This is a genomic window from Streptomyces sp. NPDC005017 (assembly GCF_042873115.1).
In the GTDB taxonomy this organism is placed as follows: domain Bacteria; phylum Actinomycetota; class Actinomycetes; order Streptomycetales; family Streptomycetaceae; genus Streptomyces.
This window is the reverse complement of sequence record NZ_JBIALD010000012.1, coordinates 93,644-115,957: the sequence shown is the minus strand read 5'-3', so window position 1 is coordinate 115,957 and position 22,314 is coordinate 93,644. Positions and strand designations below refer to the sequence as shown.

Genomic DNA, 22,314 nt, shown 5'->3' with positions numbered 1-22,314 from the left:
GTGTGAAGGGGAGGACCGTCGCGGCCGCGGCGGTCCTCCTGGCCGTGACCGCCTGTACGCAGGGCTCCTCCGGTACGGCGGGCGCGACGGGCGTGACCGGCGCCGCGTCGCGCCCGGCCGAGCTGCGGGGCATGACCCTGCCCTCCTGGTACCGCACCGACTACGACAGCCCCGCCGCCGGCCGCTATCTCCAGGACATCAGGGCCACCGGCGCCCGCTGGGTGACCCTCACCCCGACCTGGTACCAGAACACCCGCACCGACAACTCGATGCACAGCACCGAGGAGACCGCCTCCGACGCGAGCCTGCGCCGGATCGTGCACCGGGCACACGCCGCCGGGCTCAAGGTGATGATCAAGCCCCATGTCGACCTCGCCGACGGCGGCGACCGCGCGGAGATCCGCCCCGGGGACCGCGCGCGCTGGTTCACCGCCTACCGGCGGTTCATCACGCACTACGCCACACTGGCCGCCGCCACCGGCGCGGAACAGTTCTCCGTCGGCACCGAACTCGCCGGCGTCTGCGACGACCTCACCGGCTGGACCCGCACCATCGACGCCGTCCGCGAGCGCTACGACGGCCCGCTCACCTACGCGGCCAACTACGACGAATACGAGCGCATCGGCTTCTGGAAGCGCCTGGACCTCATCGGCATCGACGCCTACTGGCCGCTGGCCGACACCCCCACCGCCGACCCCGCCCGGCTGCGCGAGGCCTGGGCGCCGATCCGCGACCGGCTCGCGGAGTACTCCGCGAGCACCGGCCGGCGCGTCCTGTTCACCGAGGCCGGCTACGTCAGCCAGCGGGGCACCACCACCGCGCCCTACTCCTGGGAGATCAGCACCACGCCCGACGCCGGGGAACAGGCCGCCGCCTACCGCGCGCTGCTGGACTCCTTCGAGGGCCGGCGCTGGTGGGCCGGGGTGTCCTGGTGGATGTGGGACGACTGGCCGGACAGCGGGGAGACCCCGGCGGAACTGGCCTACACCCCGCACGGCAAGCCCGCCGAGCAGGTGCTGCGCCAGAAGTGGGGGCCGTAGGGCGCGTTGTGAAAGCCGCGCCTGCCCCGCGACGCCTGGCACGCACCCTCCTGGAGGGGGACCTGCGTTGCCGAAACGCCCGAACAGCTCCGCTGTCAGGGCGCTCCGGCGCCTTGCGCTCGCACGCACCAGGGCCCGCCCTTCGGGCGGACGACGGGACTTTCGGAACACGCCCCAGGACGCCGCCCGGCCGGGACCCCCTACGGCACCCGGTAGGTCTCGCCGTACATCTGCCACTGGAGCGGGGTCTTGAGGGCGAAGTTGCCGGAGTCGAGGAACCGCCGCTGCGCCGTGTCGATCCGTGTGGTGTCCGCGTTCGCCTTCTTCGCCCTCATGGCCTCGCGACGCACATCCAGGAAGGCCGACAGAAAGGCCCTCTCCGACCCACCCTCGGCGGGCGTCTCGGCCTCCTCCATGGCTTGCTCGCGCATCCCGTAGAAGCCCGTCGGGCTGGTGTCGGGGCCGTGGAAGACCATGGCGTCGTAGTAGATGAACTGGCCGAGCGTGCTCAGGCCGTCGAGCTTGGCGAGCCGGACCGCGGGGTCGAAGTACACCCGGTCCCGCTCGGTGTTCTGGGCCGCGCGGAACTCCTCGTTCTGCGCCTCCGCCTTCCACGCCGCGGTGAAGCCGGGGTCCAGTCCCTCGTGCGAGTCCGTGCCGTCCACCTTGCGCAGCGCGGGAACGTAGCGGGCCAGGCCGTTGTCGGGGTGGGCCTTGGTGTAGTTCTCCACCAGGACGCGCAGGTCGTGGGTACCGGTGCAGAAGCCGATGATGCCCGCTGTGTAACCCTGGCCTTCGCCGAGGTCCTCGATGGCGCCGTAGGAGCCGCGCCAGTTCAGCGTCGAGCTCTCCGCGCTGGACATGAGCTGCTGGGCGAGCACCTTCTTGTCCGCGGCCGCGAGACCAGGGGGCAGGGCCGCTATCGCCTTGTCGTCCGCGGCCCGCTGGGCGGCGTCCGTGTCCCGTTCGGCCTTGGCCTTGGCCTCGTCACGGGCACTCTGCTCCGCCGCCGTGTCCTCCTGCGACCCGGACGCGTCCGACTCCACGGGCGCGAGGAAATACAGCGCCGCCCCGGCGACCACGGGCACGGCAGCGAACAACAGACCCACTTTTCTCATGACAATCACCGTACGGCCCGTTTCGGGCCGCTCCTCCTGTCAGTTTCGTCACCCGCACCGGGGCCGCGGCAGCGGCGCCATAAGTATCACCGCACACGGCACTCCCGGAGCACCGATCGGTGGTCGTGATGCGGCATGCGGCAGGGATCGGCCGACGGGACGCCTCGGGCAGGCACCGCTTGGTACGAGGGCCGGCGGCGGACGAGGCAGCGAACTGCGGTGATCTGGAGAGAGGCGGGGGTGGCGTGGCGTAGCCTCGGCTGCGGTTCGGAGCGAGGGGAGTTCGGGGATGTCGGCGATCAGTCTCAGAAAGGTCGAGGAGACCGCACCGGCGCTGGTCAGCCTGTACAAGACGGCGGGTGACTCGCTGGGGCGGCACGGGCTGGACGGGCAGCGGGCCGCGGTCTACCTCGTCGTCGACTACTCGGGCTCGATGAAGCCCTACTACCAGAACGGCAGTGTCCAGGCGCTCGCCGACCGGGTGCTCGGGCTGTCCGCGCACTTCGACGACGACGGCCGGGTGCCGGTGGTGTTCTTCTCCACCGACGTCGACGCCGTGACCGACATAGCGCTCGCCGACCACCACGGCCGGATCGACCGGATCGTCGCCGGGCTCGGGCACATGGGCAAGACCAGCTACCACCTGGCCATGGACGCCGTCATCGACCACTACCTCGACAGCGGCTCGACGGCCCCCGCCCTGGTCGTCTTCCAGACCGACGGTGGCCCGATCAACAAGCTCGCCGCCGAGCGCTATCTGTGCAAGGCGGCCCGGCTGCCGCTGTTCTGGCAGTTCATCGGCTTCGGCGACCCGGGCAGCCGCCAGTTCGACTTCCTGCGCAAGCTGGACGAGCTGGACGTGCCGGGTAAGCGCGACGTGGACAACGCCGGGTTCTTCCACGCCGGGACGGACCCCCGCAAGGTGTCCGACGCCGAGCTCTACGACCGGCTGGTGAGCGAGTTCCCGCAGTGGCTGGCGGCGGCCCGGACCCGGGGAATCGTCCGTACGTGACCCGTCCGGCGGCCTGTTCGCGCGCCTCGCGTTGGCTTGAATGCGTCACCGTGTCACCCTGAGGGAGACCGACGGGAGACTCGTATGGGCGGCGCACGAGCGGTGGACGAGGGGCCGGGAACCGGGCGTGAGGCCCTGTCAGGGAACCCGGGCGCCGCGCCCGGGACGCCCCGGCTCCCGGGTTCCGCGTCCGGGGGCGGGCGGCGCGCCTCCCCCGGCAGGGGTGAGCGGCTGGCCGACTGGTTCGACGGGCGGCTCGGGCTCTACCCGCTGGCCAAGGCGAACATGCGCAAGGTGTTTCCGGAGCACGGTTCGTTCATGCTCGGCGAGGTCTGCCTCTACAGCTTCGTCGTGCTGCTCCTCACCGGCGTCTACCTCACCCTCTTCTTCGAGCCCAGCGCCACCGAGGTCGTCTACGACGGCACGTACGCCCCGCTCAACGGCGTGATCATGACCCGTGCCTTCGAGTCCACCCTGGACATCAGCTTCGACGTGCGCGGCGGACTGCTGATCCGCCAGATCCACCACTGGTCGGCCGTGGTCTTCGTGGCCGGCATGCTCGTGCACATGATGCGGGTGTTCTTCACCGGCGCCTTCCGCAAGCCCCGCGAGCTGAACTGGATGTTCGGCTGGACCCTGCTGATGCTGGGCCTGCTCACCGGACTGACCGGCTACTCCCTCCCCGACGACCTGCTGTCCGGCACCGGCGTCCGCTTCGCGCACGGCGCGATCCTGTCGGTGCCGATCGTCGGGACGTACGTGGCGTTCTTCCTGTTCGGCGGGGAGTTCCCCGGGCACGAGATCATCCCGCGGCTCTACCCGGTCCATATCCTTCTGCTGCCCGGGATCATGCTGGGCCTGGTCGCCGCCCATCTGATCCTGGTCTTCTACCACAAGCACACCCAGTACCCGGGCCCCGGCCACGACCGGCGCACGGTCGTCGGCATGCCCCTGTGGCCGATCTACACCGCCAAGGCCGGCGGCTTCTTCTTCCTGGTCTTCGGTGTGCTCACGCTGCTCGGCGGCCTCGCGCAGATCAACCCGGTGTGGGCGTTCGGCCCCTACCGCCCCGACCTGGTCACCACCGGCGCCCAGCCCGACTGGTACCTCGGCTTCTCCGAGGGACTGATCCGGGTGATGCCGGGATGGGAGATCAACGCCTTCGGACACACGCTCGCGCTCGGCGTGTTCATCCCGTTCGCGCTCTTCCCCCTCATCATGACGGCGATCCTGCTCCACCCCTTCGTGGAGTCCTGGGTCACCGGCGACCGGCGCGAGCACCACATCCTGGACCGGCCGCGCAACGCGCCCGTGCGCACCTCGCTCGGCGTCGCCTGGCTCAGCCTGTACGGGGTGCTCCTGATCGGCGGCGGCAACGACATCGTGGCCACGCATCTGCATCTGTCCATCAACACCATCACCTGGTTCGTGCGGATCGCGGTGTTCGTGGTCCCCGTCGTGGCCTACATGGTCACCAAACGCGTCTGCATGGGCCTGCAGCACCGCGACCGCGACAAGGTGCTGCACGGCAGGGAGACCGGCACGATCAAGCGCCTCCCGGACGGCAAGTACATCGAGGTCCACGAACCCCTCTCACAGGCGCAGCTGTTCACCCTCACCCAGCACGAGCAGCGGGAGCCGTACGAGGTCGGGCCCCGGGTCGACGCGAACGGCGTACGGCGGCGGGTCAAGCTCTCCCACCGGCTGCGCGCCCGGCTCTCCCGCAGTCTGTACGGGCCCGACAACCAGGTCGAGAAGCCGACCCCCGAGGAGTACCGCGAACTCACCCGCGAAGGGCACTGAGCAGCTCGGCCCGGCAGGTGTCCGGGTCGCCCCACGCGGTGCGCAGTGCCTTCGCCCTGGTCAGCCACAGCGACAGGTCGTACTCCGAGGTGTAGCCGATCGCGCCGTGGCACTGCAGCGCGGTCCGCGCGGTGCCGTACGCCGCCTCGCACGCGCTCACCTTCGCCGCCGCCACGTCCGCGTCGCCCATCGTGAGCGCCGCCCCGAAAACCAGGGGTGCGGCGAACTCCAGCGCGATCCTGGCGTCGGCCAGCCGGTGCTTGACGGCCTGGAAGGAGCCGACCGGGACCCCGAACTGTCTGCGCCGGCCGACGTACTCGACCGTCCGCTCGAGCAGTGCCTCGCCGACGCCGAGTGCCTGCGCGGCGGTGGTGAGACGGGCGAGTGCGAGCGCGTCGCGGACCGCGCCGGGGCCGGCGGCTAGGGGTTCGCCGCCCTCCGTGAGGAGCGCCCGGCGGCGGGCGGGGTCGAGCGAGGGGCGCACCGGGCCGTGGCCGGGGGACAGGCGCACACCGTCGGGCGTCAGCGACAGCCGCAGGTCGGCGGTGTCGCCGTCCAGGGCGGGGGTGCCCTGGACGGCGAGGGTGGCCAGGGTTGTGCCGGTGAGGAGGGCGGGGAGGAGGCGGGCGACGGGGCCCGGGGCGGTGGGGTCGGGGGCGGCGGGGCCCGGCGTGGTGGGGTCGGGGGCGGTGGGCGTTGCCGTCGTGGAGCCGGACAGCAGCGCGGCCGCCGCGACCGTCTCCACCAGCGGGCCCGGTACCGCGTGACGGCCCAGCTCCCGGAACGCGACGGCCAGTTCCACCGGGCGTGGTCCCACCCCGCCGAGGGCCTCCGGCACGGCCAGCGCGACCACACCCGCCCCGGCGAGCCGACGCCACAGCGCCCGCCCGCCGGTCCGGTCGCCGCGGCTCCAGTCCCGTACGACCGAGGGGGTGTCGGCCGCCTTCAGCAGCGCGGCGAGGGACGCGGCGAACGCGCGCTGCTCGGTGTCGAGGAGGAAGCGCATCAGTGGCGTCCCTTCGGCAGTCCGAGCAGCCGCTCGGCGACGATGTCCCGCTGGATCTCGTTCGTGCCGGCGTAGATGGGTCCGGCCAGGGCGAAGACATAGCCCTCCGCCCAGGCGCCGCCCGCGTCCTCGGCGTCCTCACCGAGCAGATCGAGCGCCGTCTCGTGCAGCGCGATGTCGTACTCGGACCAGAACACCTTGTTCAGGCTGGCCCCGGCCCCGACCGTCTCGCCGTCCAGGAAGCGGGAGGCGACGGCCCAGGTGAACAACTGGTAGGCGCGGGCGCCGAGGACGGCGTCCGCCACCCTCGCCCTCGCGCCCTCCGGGCAGCCCCGCTCCCGCCACAGCCGGTGCAGCCGCTCCGCGCCCGCCAGATAGCGGCCGGGGGAGCGGAGCTTGAGCCCGCGTTCGTTGCCCGCCGCCGCCATGGCGATGCGCCAGCCGTCGCCGGGCGCGCCGACGACGTCCCGGTCCGGCACGAACACCCCGTCCAGGAACAGCTCGGCGAAGGCGGGCCGCCCGTCGAGGCGGGCGATCGGGCGGACGGTGACGCCGGGGGCGCGCAGGTCGAACATCAGGTACGTCAGGCCCTGATGGGGCCGCGCGGTGCCGGGCTCGCTGCGGAACAGGCCGAACGCGCGGTCGGCGAACGCGGCCCGCGAGGACCAGGTCTTGACGCCGTCGAGCAGCCAGCCGCCCCCGGTGCGCGTGGCGCGCGCTCTCAGCGAGGCCAGGTCCGACCCCGCCTCCGGCTCCGACCAGGCCTGCGCCCACACGGTCTCCCCGGTGGCCATCGGCGGCAGCACCCGCGCGCGCTGCTCCTCGGTGCCGTGGTCGAAGAGGGTCGGGGCGAGCAGGCTGACGCCGTTCTGTCCGACGCGGCCCGGTGCTCCCGCCGCGTGGTACTCCTCCTCGAACAGCAGCCACTCGACCAGCCCGGCGTCCCGTCCGCCGTACGCCGACGGCCAGTCGACCACCGACCAGCCGTCCGCGGCCAGTTCGGCCTCCCACGCGCGATGGGCCGCGAAGCCCTGCTCGGTCTCCAGGGACGGCAGCGGCTCGCGCGGCACATGCGCGGCGAGCCATGCCCGGGCCCGGCCCCGGAACGCCTCCTGCTCCGGTGCGAAGGCGAGATCCATCGGCGAACCGTCCTTCCCTAACAAGTGTTTGGTAGGTTAGCGTGAGGCCATGACAGGCGTCGAGAGTCCGGCGTACGTACCCGGGCACGGGCTGCTGAGCGGGCGTACCGCCGTCGTCACCGCCGCCGCGGGCGCCGGGATCGGCGGGGCGACCGCGCGCCGCTTCCTGGAGGAGGGCGCGCGGGTGCTGATCAGCGACGCGCACGTACGGCGGCTGAAGGAGCACGAGGCCGCGCTGGCCGGGGAGTTCGGCGCCGACGCGGTGACGGCCGCGGTGTGCGACGTCACGGACGAGGCCCAGGTGGAGGCGCTGTTCGCGACCGCCGTCGAAGCCCACGGACGGCTGGACGTCGTCGTCAACAACGCCGGTCTGGGCGGCACTTCGGCCCTCGTCGACATGACGGACGAGCAGTGGACACGGGTGCTCGACGTCACGCTGAACGGCACCTTCCGCTGCACCCGGGCCGCCCTGCGGCGGATGCGTCCCGAGGGAACCGGGGTGATCGTCAACAACGCCTCGGTGGCCGGCTGGCGCGCCCAGCCGGGGCAGGCCCACTACGCCGCCGCGAAGGCGGGCGTGATGGCGCTGACCCGGTGCGCGGCGGTCGAGGCCGCCGGGTACGGCGTCCGCGTCAACGCCGTGGCGCCCAGCCTGGCCGTGCATCCCCACCTGGCGAAGGTGGCGACCGCGGAACTGCTGGCCGAGCTGACCGCGCGGGAGGCCTTCGGCCGGTACGCCGAGCCATGGGAGGTGGCCAACGTGATCGTGTTCCTGGCCTCGGACTACTCCTCGTACCTGGCCGGCGAGGTCGTCTCCGTCAGCAGCCAGCGGGCTTAGGGCCTGTCGTGGGAGTCCGGTCCGTACCGCGGCGCCAGGCCCCCGGGCGCGCGGGGGACACAATGTGTGCGTGCCGACCAAGAAGAAGCCCCAGGTGACGACGGCGGGCAGGCCCGCGGCCGGCGCCGCCCAGGCCGCCCGTCGCCGCGAACTCCTCGACACCGCCGCCGAGGTGTTCGCCGAACAGGGCTACAACGCCACCACCGTACGCAAGATCGCGGACCACGCGGGCATGCTCGCGGGCAGCCTTTACTACCACTTCGACTCCAAGGAGTCGATGCTGGAGGAGATCCTGCGCTCCTTCCTCGACGAACTGTGGGACGGCTACGACACCGTCCTGGACGCCTCGCTGGGACCGCGCGAGACGCTCGAGGCGCTGGTCACCGAGTCGTTCCGGGAGATCGACCGGCACCGCGCAGCCGTCGCGATCTACCAGAAGGAGAGCAGGCAGCTGGTGGCGCAGGAACGGTTCGCGTTCCTCGCCGACTCCCAGCGCAGATTCGAGACGGCGTGGCTCGCCACGCTGGAACGCGGCGTCGCGGCCGGGGCCTTCCGGGCCGACCTCGACGTCCGGCTCACCTACCGGTTCGTGCGGGACACGGTGTGGGTCGCCGCGTCCTGGTACCGGCCCGGCGGACACCACAGCCCGGAGGAGATCGCCCGGCAGTACCTGTCGATGGTGCTGGACGGGATCGCCGTACGCGAATAGCCCCATCTTCTACGCCTTCTCGTGCGAGGGAGTCGCCATGGCAGAGGCCTACATCGTGGAAGCGGTCCGTACGCCCGTGGGGCGGCGCGGGGGAGGTCTCGCCGGGGTGCACCCGGCCGACCTCGGCGCGCATGTGCTGAAGGAACTTGTCGCCCGGGCCGGTGTCGACCCGGGTGCCGTCGAGGACGTCGTGCTCGGCTGTCTGGACGCGGTCGGGCCGCAGGCCGGGGACATCGCACGCACCTGCTGGCTGGCGGCGGGGCTGCCGGAGGAGGTGCCCGGGGTGACCGTGGACCGGCAGTGCGGCTCCTCCCAGCAGGCCGTGCACTTCGCCGCGCAGGCCGTGCTCTCCGGGACCCAGGACCTCGTCGTCGCCGGCGGGGTGCAGAACATGTCGATGATCCCCATCGCCTTCGCCACCCGCCAGGCCGCCGAGCCGCTCGGACTCACCCAGGGTCCCTTCGCGGGCAGCGAGGGCTGGCGGGCGCGCTACGGCGACCGCGCGGTCAACCAGTTCACCGGCGCCGAGATGATCGCCGCGAAGTGGGGGATCAGCCGCCGGGACCAGGAGGAGTTCGCCCTCACGTCCCACCGGCGCGCCGTTCGGGCCGCCGACGAGGGCCGCTTCGACCGTGAACTCGTCCCCTACGGCGACGTCCTGGCCGACGAGGGCCCGCGCCGGGACACCTCGCTGGAGAGGATGGCCGGGCTCGGGACGGTGATCGACGGCGGCACGATCACCGCCGCCTGCTCCTCGCAGGTCTCCGACGGCGCGGCGGCGATGCTGCTCGCCTCCGAGCGGGCGGTGCGCGAGCACCGGCTCACCCCCCGTGCCCGGGTGCACCACCTCTCCGTGCGCGGCGAGGACCCCATCCGTATGCTCACCGCTCCCATACCGGCCACCGCGCACGCCCTGAAGAAGACCGGCATGACCATCGACGAGATCGACCTCGTCGAGATCAACGAGGCCTTCGCGCCGGTCGTCCTGGCCTGGCTGAAGGAGACCGGCGCGGACCCCGGCCGGGTCAACGTCAACGGCGGCGCCATCGCCCTCGGCCACCCCCTGGGCGCCACCGGCGTCCGTCTGATGACGACCCTGCTGCACGAACTGGAGCGCGCGGGCGGCCGGTTCGGGCTCCAGACGATGTGCGAGGGCGGGGGGCAGGCCAACGTGACGATCATCGAGAGAGTGTGACGATCAGGGCGGGGAGGTGAGCGGGGGAGTCTCCGTCGAGGTCACTAGGCGGGCCTCACGGCCTCACGCGGGCCTCACGGCCTCACGGGCCCTCACGGGGCGTGACCTGTCAGTGCGGCCAGCACCTCCCCGGCCTCGCCCATGATCCTGTCCACCAGCTCGGCGCAGGAGGGCAGGTCGTCGATCACCCCGGCGACCTGCCCGGACGCCATCACCCCGAGATCCGTGCGGCCGTCCACCATCGAGGCCTTGAGCCGCATCGGCGTGTTGGCGGCGAGCAGGAGCCGGCTCCAGGTCAGGTCCTCGGCGTGTCTCAGCGCCCGGCCGTCCCGGAGCATTCCGCGCCAGGACTGCCCGGAGAGCTCGCGGAAGGCCGCCGCGTGGCGCACGGCCCGGAGCAGTGCTCTCGCGCGGCCGGTGTGCTCCAGGGAGTCGACCAGGTCCGTGCGCAGCATGCGGTGGGGCATGCCGTCCACGGCCCGGGTGACCGTGACGTCCTGGACCGTGGCCGCCAGATAGCGCGCCTTGACCGCGTCGGGGACCGTCGAGTCGGAGGTGAGCAGGAACCGCGTGCCCATCGCGACCCCCGCCGCCCCGTAGGCCAGCGCCGCGACCAGGCCGCGCCCGTCGAAGAACCCCCCGGCCGCCACGACCGGTATCCGCACCGCGTCCACCACCTGCGGCAGCAGTACCGTCGTCGCCACCTCGCCCGTGTGGCCGCCGCCCTCGCCGCCCTGCACGATCACCGCGTCCGCGCCCCACGCCGCGACCTTCTCGGCGTGCCGCCGGGCCCCCACGGTCGGGATCACCACCACCCCGGCCTCCTTGAGCTCGGCGATCAGACCGGGAGAGGGCGCGAGGGCGAACGAGGCGACCCGTACCCCCTCCTCGACGATCACCCGGACCCGGTCGCCCGCGTCGGCGGCATCGGCGCGCAGGTTGACCCCGAAGGGCGCGTCCGTACGGGATCTGACCTCGCGGACCGCCTCCCGCAGCCGGTCGACGGTCATCGTGGCGGAGGCCAGGATGCCGAGCGCTCCCGCGTTCGCCGTGGCGGAGACCAGGCGGGGGCCCGCGACCCAGCCCATGCCGGTCTGCACGATCGGACGGCGGACCCCGACCAGCCGGGTCAGCGCGGTCCCCGCCGGCGGAGGCACCCGAGGCGGGGTCGGTGCGGTCTCCGTCGGCGGAGGCACCGGCGGCTTCGACGGGGGCACGGCGGGTGTCGGCGGCATCACCGGTCCACCTCTCTCGCGCGCGTGTTGCCCGGATCCAGCTCCTCCCGGACCAGACGCAGCTCCTCGGCCGTGGGATCACGGGTGTACGGCACCTCGTCGGGGACCGTCAGCGCGAAACCCGTCGCCTCCCGCACCTCCTCGACGCTCACCCCGGGATGCAGCGAGGCCAGCCGCATCGAGTGGTCGGGCGTCGCGAAGTCCAGGACGGCGAGGTCGGAGACGACCCGGACGAGCCGGTGGTGGGGCGCGCCCGCGGCGCGGTCGTAGCCCACCCCGCACACCAGGTCCACCCGCTCCACGAACACCCGCCGCGAGTGCCTCGGGACCCAGTAACTGGTCGGATGGTTCAGCGTGTTCACCGGCGCGCCGCGGACACCCAGCAGCTGTCGCCTCGGCCGCGCCCAGTCGCCGATGCAGGAGATGTTCTGGTTGCCGTGGCGGTCGAGCTGGCTCGCGCCCATCATCACGTGCCGCCGCCCGCCCGTGACCAGGCCGAGGTGCTGCCGGTAGGGCAGCCAGCCCTCCGGGGTGCCGTCGGGGCGGACGAGCAGCGCCTCGCCGTCGGTCAGCAGCAGGTCCGGGGCGAAGGTGAGACGGGCCAGCCGCGCGCCCAGCGAGGGGATCAGCCCCATGGGACCGGCCAGGATCTCGCCCGCACCGCGCCAGGCCTCGGCGCAGGCGACGACGCAGTACTCGGCACGGGTGGCGGTCATGTCCGGCTCCCTTCGCCCCGGCCGAGATGCCGTTCGGCGTACACCGGCCAAGGGGTGCTCACGTACTCCCGCTGGGCGGCCTCGTCCCGGCCGTAGTCCGGCGTGCAGGAGGTGAAGTGCGCCCCGTTCGGGGCCTCGACCACGCCCGTGACCGTGTGCCTCTTGATCAGCAGGGTCTGGGGTGCGGCCTCCTTGGTCAGCTCGGCCGTGTCGACGATCCGCTCGCAGGAGACGTACGCGGTGTCGGCGGCCTCGCAGAACAGGTCGTCGAAGTAGGGGTCGGGGCCCAGATACTGTCCGTTGCCCCGCCGGTCGGCGCGGTTGACGTGCACCAGGGCCGCGTCCAGCCGCAGCGCCGGCACGGCGACGAAGGTCTCGCCGTCCTCGTACGGCGAGGTCACCGTCCGCAGGCCGGGGTTGATCCGCATCACGTCGGAGCCGAGTCCGGCCCGCACCGGCAGGAACGGCATCCGGTGGGCGGCGGCCCGCAGACCCCACAGGAACATCGCCTCGTCGATCTCGGTCAGCTCCAGGGCACCCTGCTCACGGGCCGCCCGGTAGTGCGGTTCGAGCGGGACGGAGTCGAGGGTGACGAAGGGCGCCACCAGCCTGCGGACGCGCCCGGCCGCCGCGAGCATGCCGACGTCGGGGCCGCCGCAGGAGACGACGGTGAGGTCGGTGACCGCGGTCCGGAGCAGGGCTCCGACCAGGGCCATCGGTTTGCGGCGGGAACCCCAGCCGCCGATGCCCAGAGTCATTCCGCTCGTCAGCCGGGCCACCGCCTCGTCGGCGGTCATGGTCTTGTCGGTCACTCGGTCACCGCCCCGTCCACGCCGAAGGTGTTCCTGACCCGGTCGGCCACCCCGCTCAGGGCCGCCTCGAAGGTGAAGCCCTGCTCGAAGCGGTAGCTCCGGCGCACGTCCACCGGGTCGATTCCGTTGATCGCCGCCTTGGCCAGCCGCAGCAGGCGGCCGTCCTTCGCGGCGATCTCGCGCGCCAGCTCCAGCGCGGCGGCGCGCAGCTCCCCGCGCGGGACCACCCGCCACACCGAGCCGTGCGTGCGCAGCTCCGCCGCGCCCACCGTGCGCGAGGTGTAGTAGAGGGTGCGCATCAGATGCGGCGGGACCAGCCGGGCCAGATGCGTGGCCGCGCCGAGGGCGCCCCGGTCCAGCTCCGGCAGCCCGAACCGGGCGTCGTCGCTCGCCACGATCGCGTCCGCGTTGCCCGCCAGGCCGATGCCGCCGCCCAGGCAGTGGCCCTGCACCGCCGCCACGACCGGGACCTCGCACTCGTAGACCGCGGCGAAGGCCTCCGCGCAGCCGGAGTTGGCCCCGAGCAGGGCCCGGTCCGGATCCGCCTGTATCTCCTTGATGTCCACGCCCGCGTTGAACCCTCTGCCCTCCGCCGCCAGCACCACGCACCGCGCCTGCGGGGCGCTGCCGGCCGCGCGCACGGCGTCGGCCAGGGCGGACCAGCCGGCCACCGGCAGCGCGTTCACCGGCGGGAAGTCGACCGTGACGACGTGGATCCCCTTTTCCGGGGTCGAGGTGGAGACACCCATGGGCGCATCAGCTACCTTTCCACCAAACGTTTGTTAGGTGAGACCCTTCGAAGCTAGCAGTCGGCGCATTCGAGCGGGAGGGCCTGTGGACAACTCGCTGCGCGGCAGGATCGCCGTCGTCACCGGGGGTACCAGGGGCGTCGGCGCGGGCATCGCGGCGGCGTTCGCCGAGGCCGGCGCGGAGGTGGTCGTGTGCGCCCGCCGGCCGCCCGAAGTCCGCCTGCCGGGAGTCGAGTTCAGGCCCCTCGACCTGCGGGACCCGGACGCCGTGCGGGCCTTCTTCGCGGACCTGCCACGCCTGGACGTCCTCGTCAACAACGCGGGCGGCACGCCCTACCGGCGGCTCACGGACGCCGGCCCCGAACGGCATGCCCGCGTGGTCGAGCTGAACCTCGTCGCACCGCTGACCGCCTCGCTCGCCGCGTACGAGCGGCTCCGCCGTGCCCGCGGCTCGATCGTGATGATCGGCAGTGTCAGCGGCGCCCGGCCCTCGCCCGGCTCCGCGGCCTACGGGGCGGCCAAGGCCGGACTGGAACACCTCGCCCGCTCGATGGCCGTGGAGTGGGCGCCCGAGATCCGGGTCAACACCCTCGTCGTGGGCATGGTCCGCACCGAGCTGTCCCGCCTCCACTACGGCGACGAGGCCGGGGTCGCCGCCGTCGCCGGAACCGTCCCCCTGGGCCGCCTGGCCGAGCCGTCCGACGTGGGCGAGGCGGCCGTGTTCCTCGCCTCCCCGGCCGCCGCCTACATCACCGGGGCCTCGCTGCTGGTGCACGGCGGCGGGGAACGGCCCGCCTTCCTCGACGCGGCAACCGCCCCCAAGGAGAGCTGAGATGAGCGGAATCTGCGACGGCCGGGTCGTCGTCGTCACCGGCGCGGGACGCGGCCTCGGGCGCGCGCACGCGCTCGCCTTCGCCGCCGAGGGCGCGCGGGTCGTCGTCAACGACCTCGGCGTCGGCCTCGACGGCACCCCGGGCGGTAGCAGCCCCGCCGCCCGGGTCGTCGACGAGATCCGCGCCGCGGGCGGCGAGGCCGTCGCCCACGGCGGAGACATCGCCACGACCGAGGGCGCCGCGTCAGTCGTCCGCTCGGCCCTGGAGACGTACGGCCGGCTGGACACCCTCGTCAACAACGCCGGGTTCCTGCGCGACCGGATGCTGGTCAACCTCGACGAGGACGACTGGGACGCGGTCGTACGCGTCCATCTCAAAGGGCACTTCCTGCCGCTCAGGCACGCCGCCGCGCACTGGCGGGCGGAGGCCAGGGCCGGGCGCCCGTCCGTCGCGCGGATCGTCAACACCGCCAGCGGCGCCGGTCTCGCCGGATCGGTCGGACAGGGCAACTACAGCGCCGCGAAGGCCGGGATCGTGGGGCTGACCCTGGTCGCCGCGGCCGAGCTGCGCCGCTACGGCGTCCAGGTCAACGCCATCGCGCCCGCGGCCCGGACCCGGATGACGGAACGCGCCTTCGCCGAGACCATGGCGGCACCTGCCACCGGCTTCGACGCCATGGCGCCGGAGAACGTCTCCCCGCTGGTCGTCTGGCTCGGCTCGGCCGCCTGCGACGGGGTGACCGGGCGCGTGTTCGAGGCCGAGGGCGGGCGGATCACGCTCATGGCGGGCTGGCGACCGGGGCCGACCGCCGACAAGGCGGCCCGGTGGACCCCGGCCGAGGCGGGGGAGACGGCCCGCGAGCTGCTGGCCGCGGGGGAGCGGCCTTGGCCTGTGTACGGGGCTTAGGGCGGGCGTTCCGTGGGTGTGCGCGAGGCTCGGGGCAAGCGTGATGTGGGGTGTGCGTGGGGCTTGGGGACGCCCTGGGGTGTGCGCGGGGCTCGCGCGGTGGTGGGTTCACGCCGAGCGCGTGAGGTGTTCCGCCCGCACCGGACCGGCAGCCTCCGTGATGTGGTGCTTCACCGACCCCGCGGCGTGCACGACCGTGCGCGGCCTCGGCATACGGGCGAGTGCCTCGGCGGTCAGGGGCGGGCAGCCCCAGCCGGTCAGCAGGACCTCGGCCCGCGCCGGGGCCCCGGCCACCGCCGGGTCGGCGAAGTCCCGTACCACGAGCGAGGGATCGCCGTCGGCGACGGCCGTGAGGCGGTTCAGCGCGGCGGCGTCGAAGAGAGCCTCGCGGACGGGAAGGTCCATGGCGAGGACGGTCACCGGACGGCGGACGGAAAGGACGGTCACTCGACGGCTCCCGCGGTCGCTCGTACCCCGACATGGACATGGGCCCGGTCGGCGAGCCCCTGCACCGACAGCGGGTACGGCCCCCGAGGCCCGGCACGCGCGCGTGGTACAGCACGAGCCCCTGCCCGATGCCGAGTTCCTCGAAGGACGGCGGCAGCGGAGCCGTGCGCTCCGGACCGGCCGGTGAGTCCAGGGCGTCGAACAGGGCCAGCGACCAGGCGGGTTCCACCCGCGCGGGCGGCAGCAGGGCGGCGGCCGGTTCCGGTGCGGGCGGCGGGCCGTCCGCGCAGGCGGCCAGCACCTCGCGGAAGGCGTGGAACTTCTTCGTCGCCGCGCCCCGTTCGCCGATCGGGGCGTCGTAGTCGTAACTGGTCACCGTCGGCCGGTAGTGCTCACCGTCGGCCGGTAGCGCTCACCGGTCGCCGGGTCCTCCGTGCTGGCGCCCGCCCATGTGGAGGAGTTGGTGCCGCCGTGGGCCATGCAGACGTTCACCGACGCGCCCGCCCGCAGGACCTCCGCGAGTGCTTCCGCGGCGTCCTGAGTGTCTCGCACGACATGGCCGGTGCCCCAGTGGTCGAACCAGCCGCACCAGAACTCCATGCACATCGCCGGGTCGCCGCACCGCAGCGCCCGCACCTCACGGTCGGCGTGCAGCCACCACGGCAGCCCGCCGTTGTCCCACTCCGCGCAGATGTACGGCGAGGGGCGAACGATCGCGTGCGGCCCCGCCTCCCGCGACGTGAGCAGAAAACGATCGAGATCGGCGATTCCGTCGAAGTCGAACACACCGGGGCGCGGTTCGTGCAGATTCCACGGGACGTACGTCTCCACGGTGCTGAGGCCCATGGCCCTGAGCCGGCGCAGCCGGTGCGGCCACTGCTCGGGCAGCACCCGAAAGGAGTGCAGGGCGCCCGAGAGCAGGCGCAGCGGACGGCCGTCGGGGGAGAAGCCCTCGGGCGACATCTCGAACATGAGGGTCTCTCCGGTCGGGGAGCCGGGACGGCGCCGGCGCGCCCTACACGCTGGACGCGCGCGCGTGCGGTTCGGACAGGATCTCGGTCCGGCCCCCGGCCCTGTCGCCGCCCCCGTCACGTGTCGCACTCCAGCACCGTCCGGCACAACCCGCACCGCGCCCGCACCCGCCCCCTTACCGGCACCCTGATCCGCTGATGGCACGTGGGGCACGGAAAGGAGACCCGCAGCGGACCCCGCTCCTGCGGAGTGAAGGCGTAGGACGTGTCCGGGGCGGCGGCGGGCGTGTGGTCCTGGGCGTGCCGGCGGTCACGGGCGTAGCGGCGGCGGCCCGCCCAGCCCGCCGCCGTCAGCGGAGGCTGCTGCCCGTCGTGCCGGGCCCGGGTCATCCCCTTCGCGAACGCCGTGTACGCCTGTGCGCTGGTGAACCAGGTCGAGGGGTCCTCACCGAACACCAGCGACCGTTTGGCCAGGACGTAGCCGAACTCCTCCGGTGTGAGGTACCCCAGTTTCTGCGAGGACGCCCCGTCCTCCCGGTAGGCGTCCAGCAGCAGCCAGCCCGCGCCCAGATAGGTCGTCGCCGTGTCCGTGAGGATCTCGTTGTCCCGGGTGCCGGCGAAGGACAGACCGAGCCGGTGCAGATACACATGCATGATCTCGTGCGCGAGCGCCGCGCCGATGTCCCGGCGATGCGAACGGAAACGATCGTTGAGCTCGATGAAGTACTCGGGACCCGAGGTCAGTTCGACATTGGCCGCATGGGTCATCTCCCGGAAGCTCACGATCATTCGGGCATCCGGCAGCCGGAAGTGCCGCACCAGTTCGTGCGCGACGCGCTGTGTGCCCAGATAGAGGTCGTCGGTGTCGCAGAACGCCACATCGGCCGGCGCCACGCTCGTCGTGAACATCCGCACGGTGTCGTACGACAGCCGCCGGTACAGGGCGGTGACGGCCTCCCGCACCGTGTCCAGATGCGGGTAACCGTGCTCGACCGGTCCGCCGTTCGCCACGTCCGTACCCCCAAGACGCTGAACCCGATGTCCACTCTACGAGGAGAAGAACGCTTTTTCCCCGGTGTGGTTGAGCGCCGAGCACGGCTGCGCGCCGGAGACGCCCGCGCCCGCGGACCTTTCCCCGCGCCCGGGCCCCTTTTCGCCGTGCCCCGCGCCCGGAAACCCTTCGTCCCGCCCCGCGCACGCCTGGCATACTCCGCGCCGTGACCGACGATCATGACTTCGCGCTTCGGGTGGGCGGCAAGGACGACGCGCTCGAGAAGCGTCTCGACGACGAACTCACCGCGTTCAACGAGCGGGCCACGAGGGCCGGTACGCCGGAGGAGCTCAGCGTGTCCGTCACGGACGCCGACGGCGGGACGGCCGGCGGGCTCACCGGATGGATCTGGGGCAGCCTGTGCGCCGTCGACATGCTCTGGGTGCGCGAGGACGCGCGCGGCACCGGTCTCGGCAGCCGGCTCATGCGCGCCGCCGAGGAGGAGGGCGTGCGCCGCGGCTGCACCGACATGATCGTCTCATCGTTCACCTTCCAGGCGCCCGACTTCTACCGAGGCCTCGGCTTCCGCGAGACCGGCCGCACGGAAGGGATCCCCGGCGGACATCAGGACGTACATCTGCACAAGAAGATCGGAACCTGAGCAGAACCGGTCAGACGCACGCGTCCCGGCGGCGGTCGAGCCCTCGGGCGGTCCGGGGGACGCGCGCCCGCTCCCCGGCGCCCGGCGGGATCCGGTCACAAGCGCCGGGCCCACCGCGGCGCACGTCGCGCGCGGCCCGAGCTCCCGGCGCCGACAGGGCGCGTGATTCGGCCAGCGGCCCCGGATTCTGTCCTGTGCGCCGGTGAACCGACCCCCACCCGCCACGTAGGGTGGACGCTCATGACCACCAGCCAGAACGGAACCGGTGACGTCGACCCCGCCGTGCGCGAGGAGCTCGCGCGGCTGCGCGACAGCATCGACAACATCGACGCGGCCGTCGTCCACATGCTCGCGGAGCGGTTCAAGGCCACGCAGCAGGTCGGCCACCTCAAGGCCGTGCACCAACTGCCGCCCGCCGACCCGGCCCGCGAGGCCCGTCAGATCGCACGGCTGCGCACGCTGGCCGAGAACGCCAAGCTCGATCCGGCCTTCGCGGAGAAGTTCCTGAATTTCATCATCGCCGAGGTCATCCGGCATCACGAGCGCATCGCGGAGGACACCGTCAGCGGTCAGCCCGCCACGGCCCGCTGACCGGAAACACACCCCGGGCGTGACACCGAGCCCGGCGCGGTGCATGCTGCGCTGTGCACTCCCCGTCAGCCGACGGGCACAGCGCGTCAGTCAGGCACCACCTTGCGGACCCAGCGGGAGGGAGGTCCGGCCATGGCGTCGGATGCCAGGATCCTCATCGTCGGTGATCACGAGGACACGCTGTACGCGCTGGAGAGCGCCCTCGTCCCCCTCGGCCACCGCATCGCCCGCGCCACCAGCGGCGACGAGGCGCTCAAACAGGTCCTGCGCGGCCGGGTCGGCCTCCTGCTGCTCGACGTCCGCGCGCCGGGCGCGGCGGGCCTGGAGGTCGTGCGGTACATGCGCCGCCTGGAGCAGACCCAGCACATCCCGGTCGTCCTGCTCACCGGCTTCGGCCCGGACCAGGAGCTGACCACCGCCGCGTTCGGCCTGGGCGTCGCCGACTTGATCACCAAGCCGGTCGACCCGTGGTCCCTGCGCACCAAGATCCGCTACCTCTACGAGGCCCATCAGCGCCACGTCGCCCTCCAGCAGCAACTGCGCGACCTGCGGGCCGTGACCGGCTCCGCCATCACGGCCGCGCCCCAGCGTGACGCCCTCGTCCCCCAGCAGCGCGAGTCCCGCGTCACGCCCGCCCAGGACCGGGCGTAAGGCCTGCCGGCGGGCGGGCTCCGGCCCGAGAATCCTGTCCGGTGGGCGGACTCCTGCCCCGAGAACCCTGTCCGGTGGGCGGGCTCCCGACCCGAGGCGAGGACGCGCCGGGCATCCGGACGGCGCACGGGCGTGCGAGCGGCGCACAACGGCGCGTCACGGTGCGCTCACGAAGTCAACCGCCCCTGTGCCCTGCCGGAGCCATCAGGCAGCATGTCGTCCATGTCCGTACTCACGCGCGACGAAGCGCAGACCCGTGCCCAGCTCCTCGACGTCCATCGCTATCGCGTCGACCTCGACCTCACCACCGGCGACGACACCTTCGACTCCCGCACCCGGATCAGCTTCACGGTGCGCGAGGGCCAGGACCGTACGGACACCTTCGTCGAGCTCAAGCCCGCCGAACTGCGCTCCGCCACCCTCGACGGACAGCCGCTCGACCCCGGCGGCCTCGACGGCAACCGGCTGCCGCTGAAGAACCTCACCCCCGGCGAACACGAGCTGAGCGTCGACAGCGCCATGCGCTACTCGCGCACCGGCGAGGGCATGCACCGCTTCACCGATCCCACCGACGGCGAGACCTACCTCTACACCCAGCTGTTCCTCGACGACGTCCAGCGCGTCTACGCGGCCTTCGACCAGCCCGACCTCAAGGCCGTCTTCGAGCTGACCGTCAAGGCGCCCGAGAACTGGACCGTCCTCGCCAACAGCACCACCCGGCACCTCGGCGACGGCCTCTGGGAGGCCGCGCCCACCCCGCTGATCTCCACCTACCTCCTCGCCGTCGCGGCCGGCCCCTGGCACTCCGTGCGCACCGAGCACCGCGGCCTGCCCTTCGGGCTGCACTGCCGCCGCTCCCTCGCGCCCCACCTCGACGCGGACGCCGACGAAATCCTCGACGTCACGCGCGCGTGCTTCGACCGCTACCACGAGAAGTTCGACGAGCCCTACCCGTTCGACTCCTACGACCAGGCGTTCGTCCCCGAGTTCAACGCCGGCGCCATGGAGAACCCCGGACTCGTCACCTTCCGGGACGAGTTCGTGTTCCGCTCGGCCGTCACCGACACCGAGCGCCAGACGCGCGCGATGGTCATCGCCCACGAGATGGCCCACATGTGGTTCGGCGACCTCGTCACCCTCAGGTGGTGGGACGACATCTGGCTCAACGAGTCCTTCGCCGAGTACATGGGCTACCAGACCCTCACCGAGGCCACCCGCTTCACCGACACCTGGACCGACTTCGGCGTCGTCCGCAAGGGCTGGGGCTACGACGCCGACCAGCGGCCCTCCACGCACCCCGTCGCCCCCGACGCCGTCGACGACACGGCCTCCGCCCTGCTCAACTTCGACGGCATCTCCTACGCCAAGGGCGCCTCCGCCCTGCGCCAGCTCGTCGCCTGGCTCGGCGAGAAGGACTTCCTCGCGGGCATCAACAACCACTTCTCCCGCCACAGGTTCGGCAACGCCACCCTCGCCGACTTCATCGACTCCCTCGCCGCCGCCACCGACCGCGACGTCCCCGCCTGGGCCGACGCCTGGCTGCGCACCACCGGGGTCGACACGCTCACCCCGCGCGTCACCTCCGGCGAGAACGGCGTCTGCACCCTCACCGTCGACCACGCGGGCAGCCGCCCGCACCGCATCGCCGTGGGCCTCTACGACCGCGACCACGCCGACGAGGGCGGCCACCTCGCACTGCGCACGCGGCTCGACCTCGACGTCCCCGGCACCGACGCCCTGCCCATCGGCAAGCGACCCGCCCTGCTGCTGCTGAACGACGGCGACCTCACCTACGCCAAGGTCCGCTTCGACCCCGAGTCGTTCGAGACACTGCGCACCGGACTGTCGGGCCTGCCCGAACCCCTCACCCGCGCGGTCGTGTGGAACGCCCTGCGGGACGCCGTGCGCGACGGCGAACTCCCGCCCGCCGCCTACCTCGACACCGCCCGCGCCCATCTGCCGCGCGAGACCGACCTCGCCCTCGTGCAGGGCGTCCTCGGCTTCGCCACCGGCCAGATCACCGACCGCTACCTCAGCGCCGACGCCCGGCCCGTCGCCCTGTCCACCGTCGGCTCCCTGTGCCGCGACCTCATCCGCCGCACCGAGGACGGCTCCCACCCCGGCCTGCGTCTGATCGCCGTTCGCCACTACATCGACGTCGCCGCCCAGCCCGACACCATCGCCGCCTGGCTCGCCGACGGCACCGTGCCCGGCGGGCCCGAACTCGACCCCGAGCTGCGCTGGCGGGTACTGGGGCGCCTCGCCGTCCTCGGCGCCACCGACGAGGCCGCCATCGCCGCCGAGCTCGAGCGCGACCCGAGCGCCACCGGCCAGGAGGGCGCCGCGCGCTGCCGTGCCGCCCTGCCGGAGCCGGAGGCCAAGGCCCGTGCCTGGGAGGCGATGTTCAGCGGCGACGACCTGTCCAACTACCTGTTCACCGCCACCGCGCAGGGCTTCTGGCAGCCCGAACAGGCCGACCTGGTGCGGCCCTACGTCGCGCGCTACTACGACGACGCCGTCGCCCTCGCCGAACGCCGCGGGCCCGCCATCGCCGACGCCGCGGGCCGCTGGGCCTTCCCCACCCACGCCGTCGACACCGAGACCCTGCGCCTCGGGGAGCGGTGCCTCGACGAGGCCGAGCCGATTCCCGCGCTGCGCCGCAAGCTGGTCGACCAGCTCGACGACCTCGCCCGCGCGCTGCGGGTCCGGGGCGAGGCGTAACCGCCGTACGACAGCGGGCGGCCGGGCGCGCTCGCCCGGCCGCCCGTCGCGGGCCGCCTGCCGCCTGCCGCCGCGGGCCGCCCGCGGCCACCACCCCGTGCCACCCGCCGCTGCGGGCCGCCCGCGGCCACCACCCCGCGCGACCCGCCCCTCCTCGGCGGTCGGCCGGC

General features: G+C 73.0%; 21 protein-coding genes and 1 pseudogene. 12 read left to right on the top strand and 10 right to left on the bottom strand.

Translation table 11 applies throughout. The features are described 5' to 3' along the window. Positions 1-2: 2 nt before the first annotated feature. Positions 3-1,040, top strand: a complete 1,038-nt coding sequence (locus tag ACFYR0_RS19965; protein WP_389329417.1) for a glycoside hydrolase family 113 — start codon at positions 3-5, stop codon at positions 1,038-1,040. Between the two features lie 200 nt (positions 1,041-1,240). Here the strand turns inward: ACFYR0_RS19965 and ACFYR0_RS19960 are convergent, their stop codons facing one another. After that, positions 1,241-2,158: a chitosanase gene (locus ACFYR0_RS19960; RefSeq protein WP_389329414.1), complete on the bottom strand. Its 918-nt coding sequence runs from the start codon at positions 2,156-2,158 to the stop codon at positions 1,241-1,243. Between the two features lie 289 nt (positions 2,159-2,447). Between ACFYR0_RS19960 and ACFYR0_RS19955 the strand changes: the two genes are divergently transcribed. Then, a complete protein-coding gene (locus ACFYR0_RS19955; RefSeq protein ID WP_389329411.1) occupies positions 2,448-3,170 on the top strand; it encodes a vWA domain-containing protein in 723 nt (240 codons plus the stop codon). An 84-nt stretch (positions 3,171-3,254) separates the two neighbouring features. Continuing rightward, positions 3,255-4,973: a cytochrome b N-terminal domain-containing protein gene (locus tag ACFYR0_RS19950; protein ID WP_389329408.1), complete on the top strand. Its 1,719-nt coding sequence runs from the start codon at positions 3,255-3,257 to the stop codon at positions 4,971-4,973. Here ACFYR0_RS19950 and ACFYR0_RS19945 read toward each other — a convergent pair. After that, on the bottom strand, positions 4,954-5,979 hold the full coding sequence (locus ACFYR0_RS19945; protein WP_389329405.1) for an acyl-CoA dehydrogenase family protein: 1,026 nt from the start codon (positions 5,977-5,979) through the stop codon (positions 4,954-4,956). The genes ACFYR0_RS19950 and ACFYR0_RS19945 overlap by 20 nt on opposite strands. Further along, a complete protein-coding gene (locus ACFYR0_RS19940) occupies positions 5,979-7,118 on the bottom strand; it encodes an acyl-CoA dehydrogenase family protein (RefSeq protein WP_389329402.1) in 1,140 nt (379 codons plus the stop codon). The genes ACFYR0_RS19945 and ACFYR0_RS19940 overlap by 1 nt, the downstream gene beginning before the upstream one ends. 49 nt (positions 7,119-7,167) lie before the next feature. Here ACFYR0_RS19940 and ACFYR0_RS19935 point away from each other — a divergent pair, with 49 nt between their 5' ends. From ACFYR0_RS19935 to ACFYR0_RS19925, 3 genes are all read left to right on the top strand, one after another. Continuing rightward, positions 7,168-7,956 (top strand): SDR family oxidoreductase, encoded by a 789-nt coding sequence (locus ACFYR0_RS19935; protein WP_389329399.1) that lies wholly within the window; start codon positions 7,168-7,170, stop codon positions 7,954-7,956. Between the two features lie 70 nt (positions 7,957-8,026). Next, a complete protein-coding gene (locus tag ACFYR0_RS19930; RefSeq protein WP_389329396.1) occupies positions 8,027-8,665 on the top strand; it encodes a TetR/AcrR family transcriptional regulator in 639 nt (212 codons plus the stop codon). A gap of 37 nt (positions 8,666-8,702) precedes the next feature. Further along, positions 8,703-9,860, top strand: a complete 1,158-nt coding sequence (locus ACFYR0_RS19925) for an acetyl-CoA C-acetyltransferase (protein ID WP_389329393.1) — start codon at positions 8,703-8,705, stop codon at positions 9,858-9,860. A gap of 92 nt (positions 9,861-9,952) precedes the next feature. Here ACFYR0_RS19925 and ACFYR0_RS19920 read toward each other — a convergent pair whose 3' ends face one another. The 4 genes from ACFYR0_RS19920 to ACFYR0_RS19905 are packed head-to-tail and all read right to left on the bottom strand — an operon-like array spanning position 9,953 to position 13,372. After that, positions 9,953-11,095: an NAD(P)H-dependent flavin oxidoreductase gene (locus tag ACFYR0_RS19920; protein ID WP_389329390.1), complete on the bottom strand. Its 1,143-nt coding sequence runs from the start codon at positions 11,093-11,095 to the stop codon at positions 9,953-9,955. Next, positions 11,095-11,811, bottom strand: coding sequence for a CoA-transferase subunit beta (locus tag ACFYR0_RS19915; protein WP_389329387.1), 717 nt, complete (start codon positions 11,809-11,811; stop codon positions 11,095-11,097). The genes ACFYR0_RS19920 and ACFYR0_RS19915 overlap by 1 nt, the downstream gene beginning before the upstream one ends. Continuing rightward, complete coding sequence (locus ACFYR0_RS19910) at positions 11,808-12,623, bottom strand: CoA transferase subunit A (protein WP_389329384.1); 816 nt, start codon at positions 12,621-12,623, stop codon at positions 11,808-11,810. The genes ACFYR0_RS19915 and ACFYR0_RS19910 overlap by 4 nt, the downstream gene beginning before the upstream one ends. Beyond that, a complete protein-coding gene (locus ACFYR0_RS19905) occupies positions 12,620-13,372 on the bottom strand; it encodes an enoyl-CoA hydratase family protein (protein ID WP_389329381.1) in 753 nt (250 codons plus the stop codon). Before ACFYR0_RS19905 ends, ACFYR0_RS19910 begins: the two co-directional genes overlap by 4 nt. Positions 13,373-13,457: 85 nt before the next feature. Here ACFYR0_RS19905 and ACFYR0_RS19900 point away from each other — a divergent pair, with 85 nt between their 5' ends. Together ACFYR0_RS19900 and ACFYR0_RS19895 are read left to right on the top strand one after the other, a co-directional pair. Continuing rightward, positions 13,458-14,204 carry an SDR family oxidoreductase gene (locus ACFYR0_RS19900; RefSeq protein ID WP_389329378.1) on the top strand — a complete coding sequence of 249 codons (747 nt, stop codon included), beginning with the start codon at positions 13,458-13,460 and terminating at the stop codon, positions 14,202-14,204. A gap of 1 nt (position 14,205) precedes the next feature. Then, positions 14,206-15,111 (top strand): SDR family oxidoreductase, encoded by a 906-nt coding sequence (locus tag ACFYR0_RS19895; RefSeq protein WP_389329375.1) that lies wholly within the window; start codon positions 14,206-14,208, stop codon positions 15,109-15,111. 108 nt (positions 15,112-15,219) lie between these two features. Here ACFYR0_RS19895 and ACFYR0_RS19890 read toward each other — a convergent pair whose 3' ends face one another. From ACFYR0_RS19890 to ACFYR0_RS19880, 3 genes and pseudogenes are all read right to left on the bottom strand, one after another. Then, positions 15,220-15,558, bottom strand: a complete 339-nt coding sequence (locus ACFYR0_RS19890) for a hypothetical protein (protein ID WP_389329817.1) — start codon at positions 15,556-15,558, stop codon at positions 15,220-15,222. Between the two features lie 118 nt (positions 15,559-15,676). Next, positions 15,677-16,530 (bottom strand): annotated as a pseudogene (locus ACFYR0_RS19885) (beta-galactosidase); the annotation flags it as partial. 116 nt (positions 16,531-16,646) lie between these two features. Beyond that, on the bottom strand, positions 16,647-17,540 hold the full coding sequence (locus tag ACFYR0_RS19880; RefSeq protein WP_389329372.1) for a hypothetical protein: 894 nt from the start codon (positions 17,538-17,540) through the stop codon (positions 16,647-16,649). 206 nt (positions 17,541-17,746) lie between these two features. Here ACFYR0_RS19880 and ACFYR0_RS19875 point away from each other — a divergent pair, with 206 nt between their 5' ends. The 4 genes from ACFYR0_RS19875 to pepN all read left to right on the top strand — a co-directional run bounded on the left by ACFYR0_RS19875 (position 17,747) and on the right by pepN (position 22,144). Next, positions 17,747-18,181 (top strand): GNAT family N-acetyltransferase, encoded by a 435-nt coding sequence (locus tag ACFYR0_RS19875; protein ID WP_389329369.1) that lies wholly within the window; start codon positions 17,747-17,749, stop codon positions 18,179-18,181. 240 nt (positions 18,182-18,421) lie between these two features. After that, positions 18,422-18,772, top strand: coding sequence for a chorismate mutase (locus ACFYR0_RS19870; RefSeq protein ID WP_386380285.1), 351 nt, complete (start codon positions 18,422-18,424; stop codon positions 18,770-18,772). Positions 18,773-18,904: 132 nt separating this feature from the next. Beyond that, positions 18,905-19,423: a two-component system response regulator gene (locus tag ACFYR0_RS19865; RefSeq protein WP_389329366.1), complete on the top strand. Its 519-nt coding sequence runs from the start codon at positions 18,905-18,907 to the stop codon at positions 19,421-19,423. 222 nt (positions 19,424-19,645) lie between these two features. Further along, positions 19,646-22,144: an aminopeptidase N gene (gene pepN / locus ACFYR0_RS19860; RefSeq protein ID WP_389329362.1), complete on the top strand. Its 2,499-nt coding sequence runs from the start codon at positions 19,646-19,648 to the stop codon at positions 22,142-22,144. The last annotated feature ends 170 nt before the right edge of the window (positions 22,145-22,314 follow it).

Bases quoted from the DNA above. Each gene is read 5' to 3' on its own strand.
- ACFYR0_RS19945 (WP_389329405.1), bottom strand. From the start codon at position 5,979: ATGCGCTTCCTCCTCGACACCGAGCAGCGCGCGTTCGCCGCGTCCCTC.
- ACFYR0_RS19920 (WP_389329390.1), bottom strand. From the start codon at position 11,095: ATGCCGCCGACACCCGCCGTGCCCCCGTCGAAGCCGCCGGTGCCTCCG.
- ACFYR0_RS19905 (WP_389329381.1), bottom strand. From the start codon at position 13,372: ATGGGTGTCTCCACCTCGACCCCGGAAAAGGGGATCCACGTCGTCACG.
- ACFYR0_RS19895 (WP_389329375.1), top strand. From the start codon at position 14,206: ATGAGCGGAATCTGCGACGGCCGGGTCGTCGTCGTCACCGGCGCGGGA.
- ACFYR0_RS19950 (WP_389329408.1), top strand. From the start codon at position 3,255: ATGGGCGGCGCACGAGCGGTGGACGAGGGGCCGGGAACCGGGCGTGAG.
- ACFYR0_RS19955 (WP_389329411.1), top strand. From the start codon at position 2,448: ATGTCGGCGATCAGTCTCAGAAAGGTCGAGGAGACCGCACCGGCGCTG.
- ACFYR0_RS19940 (WP_389329402.1), bottom strand. From the start codon at position 7,118: ATGGATCTCGCCTTCGCACCGGAGCAGGAGGCGTTCCGGGGCCGGGCC.
- ACFYR0_RS19865 (WP_389329366.1), top strand. From the start codon at position 18,905: ATGGCGTCGGATGCCAGGATCCTCATCGTCGGTGATCACGAGGACACG.
- pepN (WP_389329362.1), top strand. From the start codon at position 19,646: ATGTCCGTACTCACGCGCGACGAAGCGCAGACCCGTGCCCAGCTCCTC.
- ACFYR0_RS19960 (WP_389329414.1), bottom strand. From the start codon at position 2,158: ATGAGAAAAGTGGGTCTGTTGTTCGCTGCCGTGCCCGTGGTCGCCGGG.
- ACFYR0_RS19935 (WP_389329399.1), top strand. From the start codon at position 7,168: ATGACAGGCGTCGAGAGTCCGGCGTACGTACCCGGGCACGGGCTGCTG.
- ACFYR0_RS19925 (WP_389329393.1), top strand. From the start codon at position 8,703: ATGGCAGAGGCCTACATCGTGGAAGCGGTCCGTACGCCCGTGGGGCGG.
- ACFYR0_RS19870 (WP_386380285.1), top strand. From the start codon at position 18,422: ATGACCACCAGCCAGAACGGAACCGGTGACGTCGACCCCGCCGTGCGC.
- ACFYR0_RS19915 (WP_389329387.1), bottom strand. From the start codon at position 11,811: ATGACCGCCACCCGTGCCGAGTACTGCGTCGTCGCCTGCGCCGAGGCC.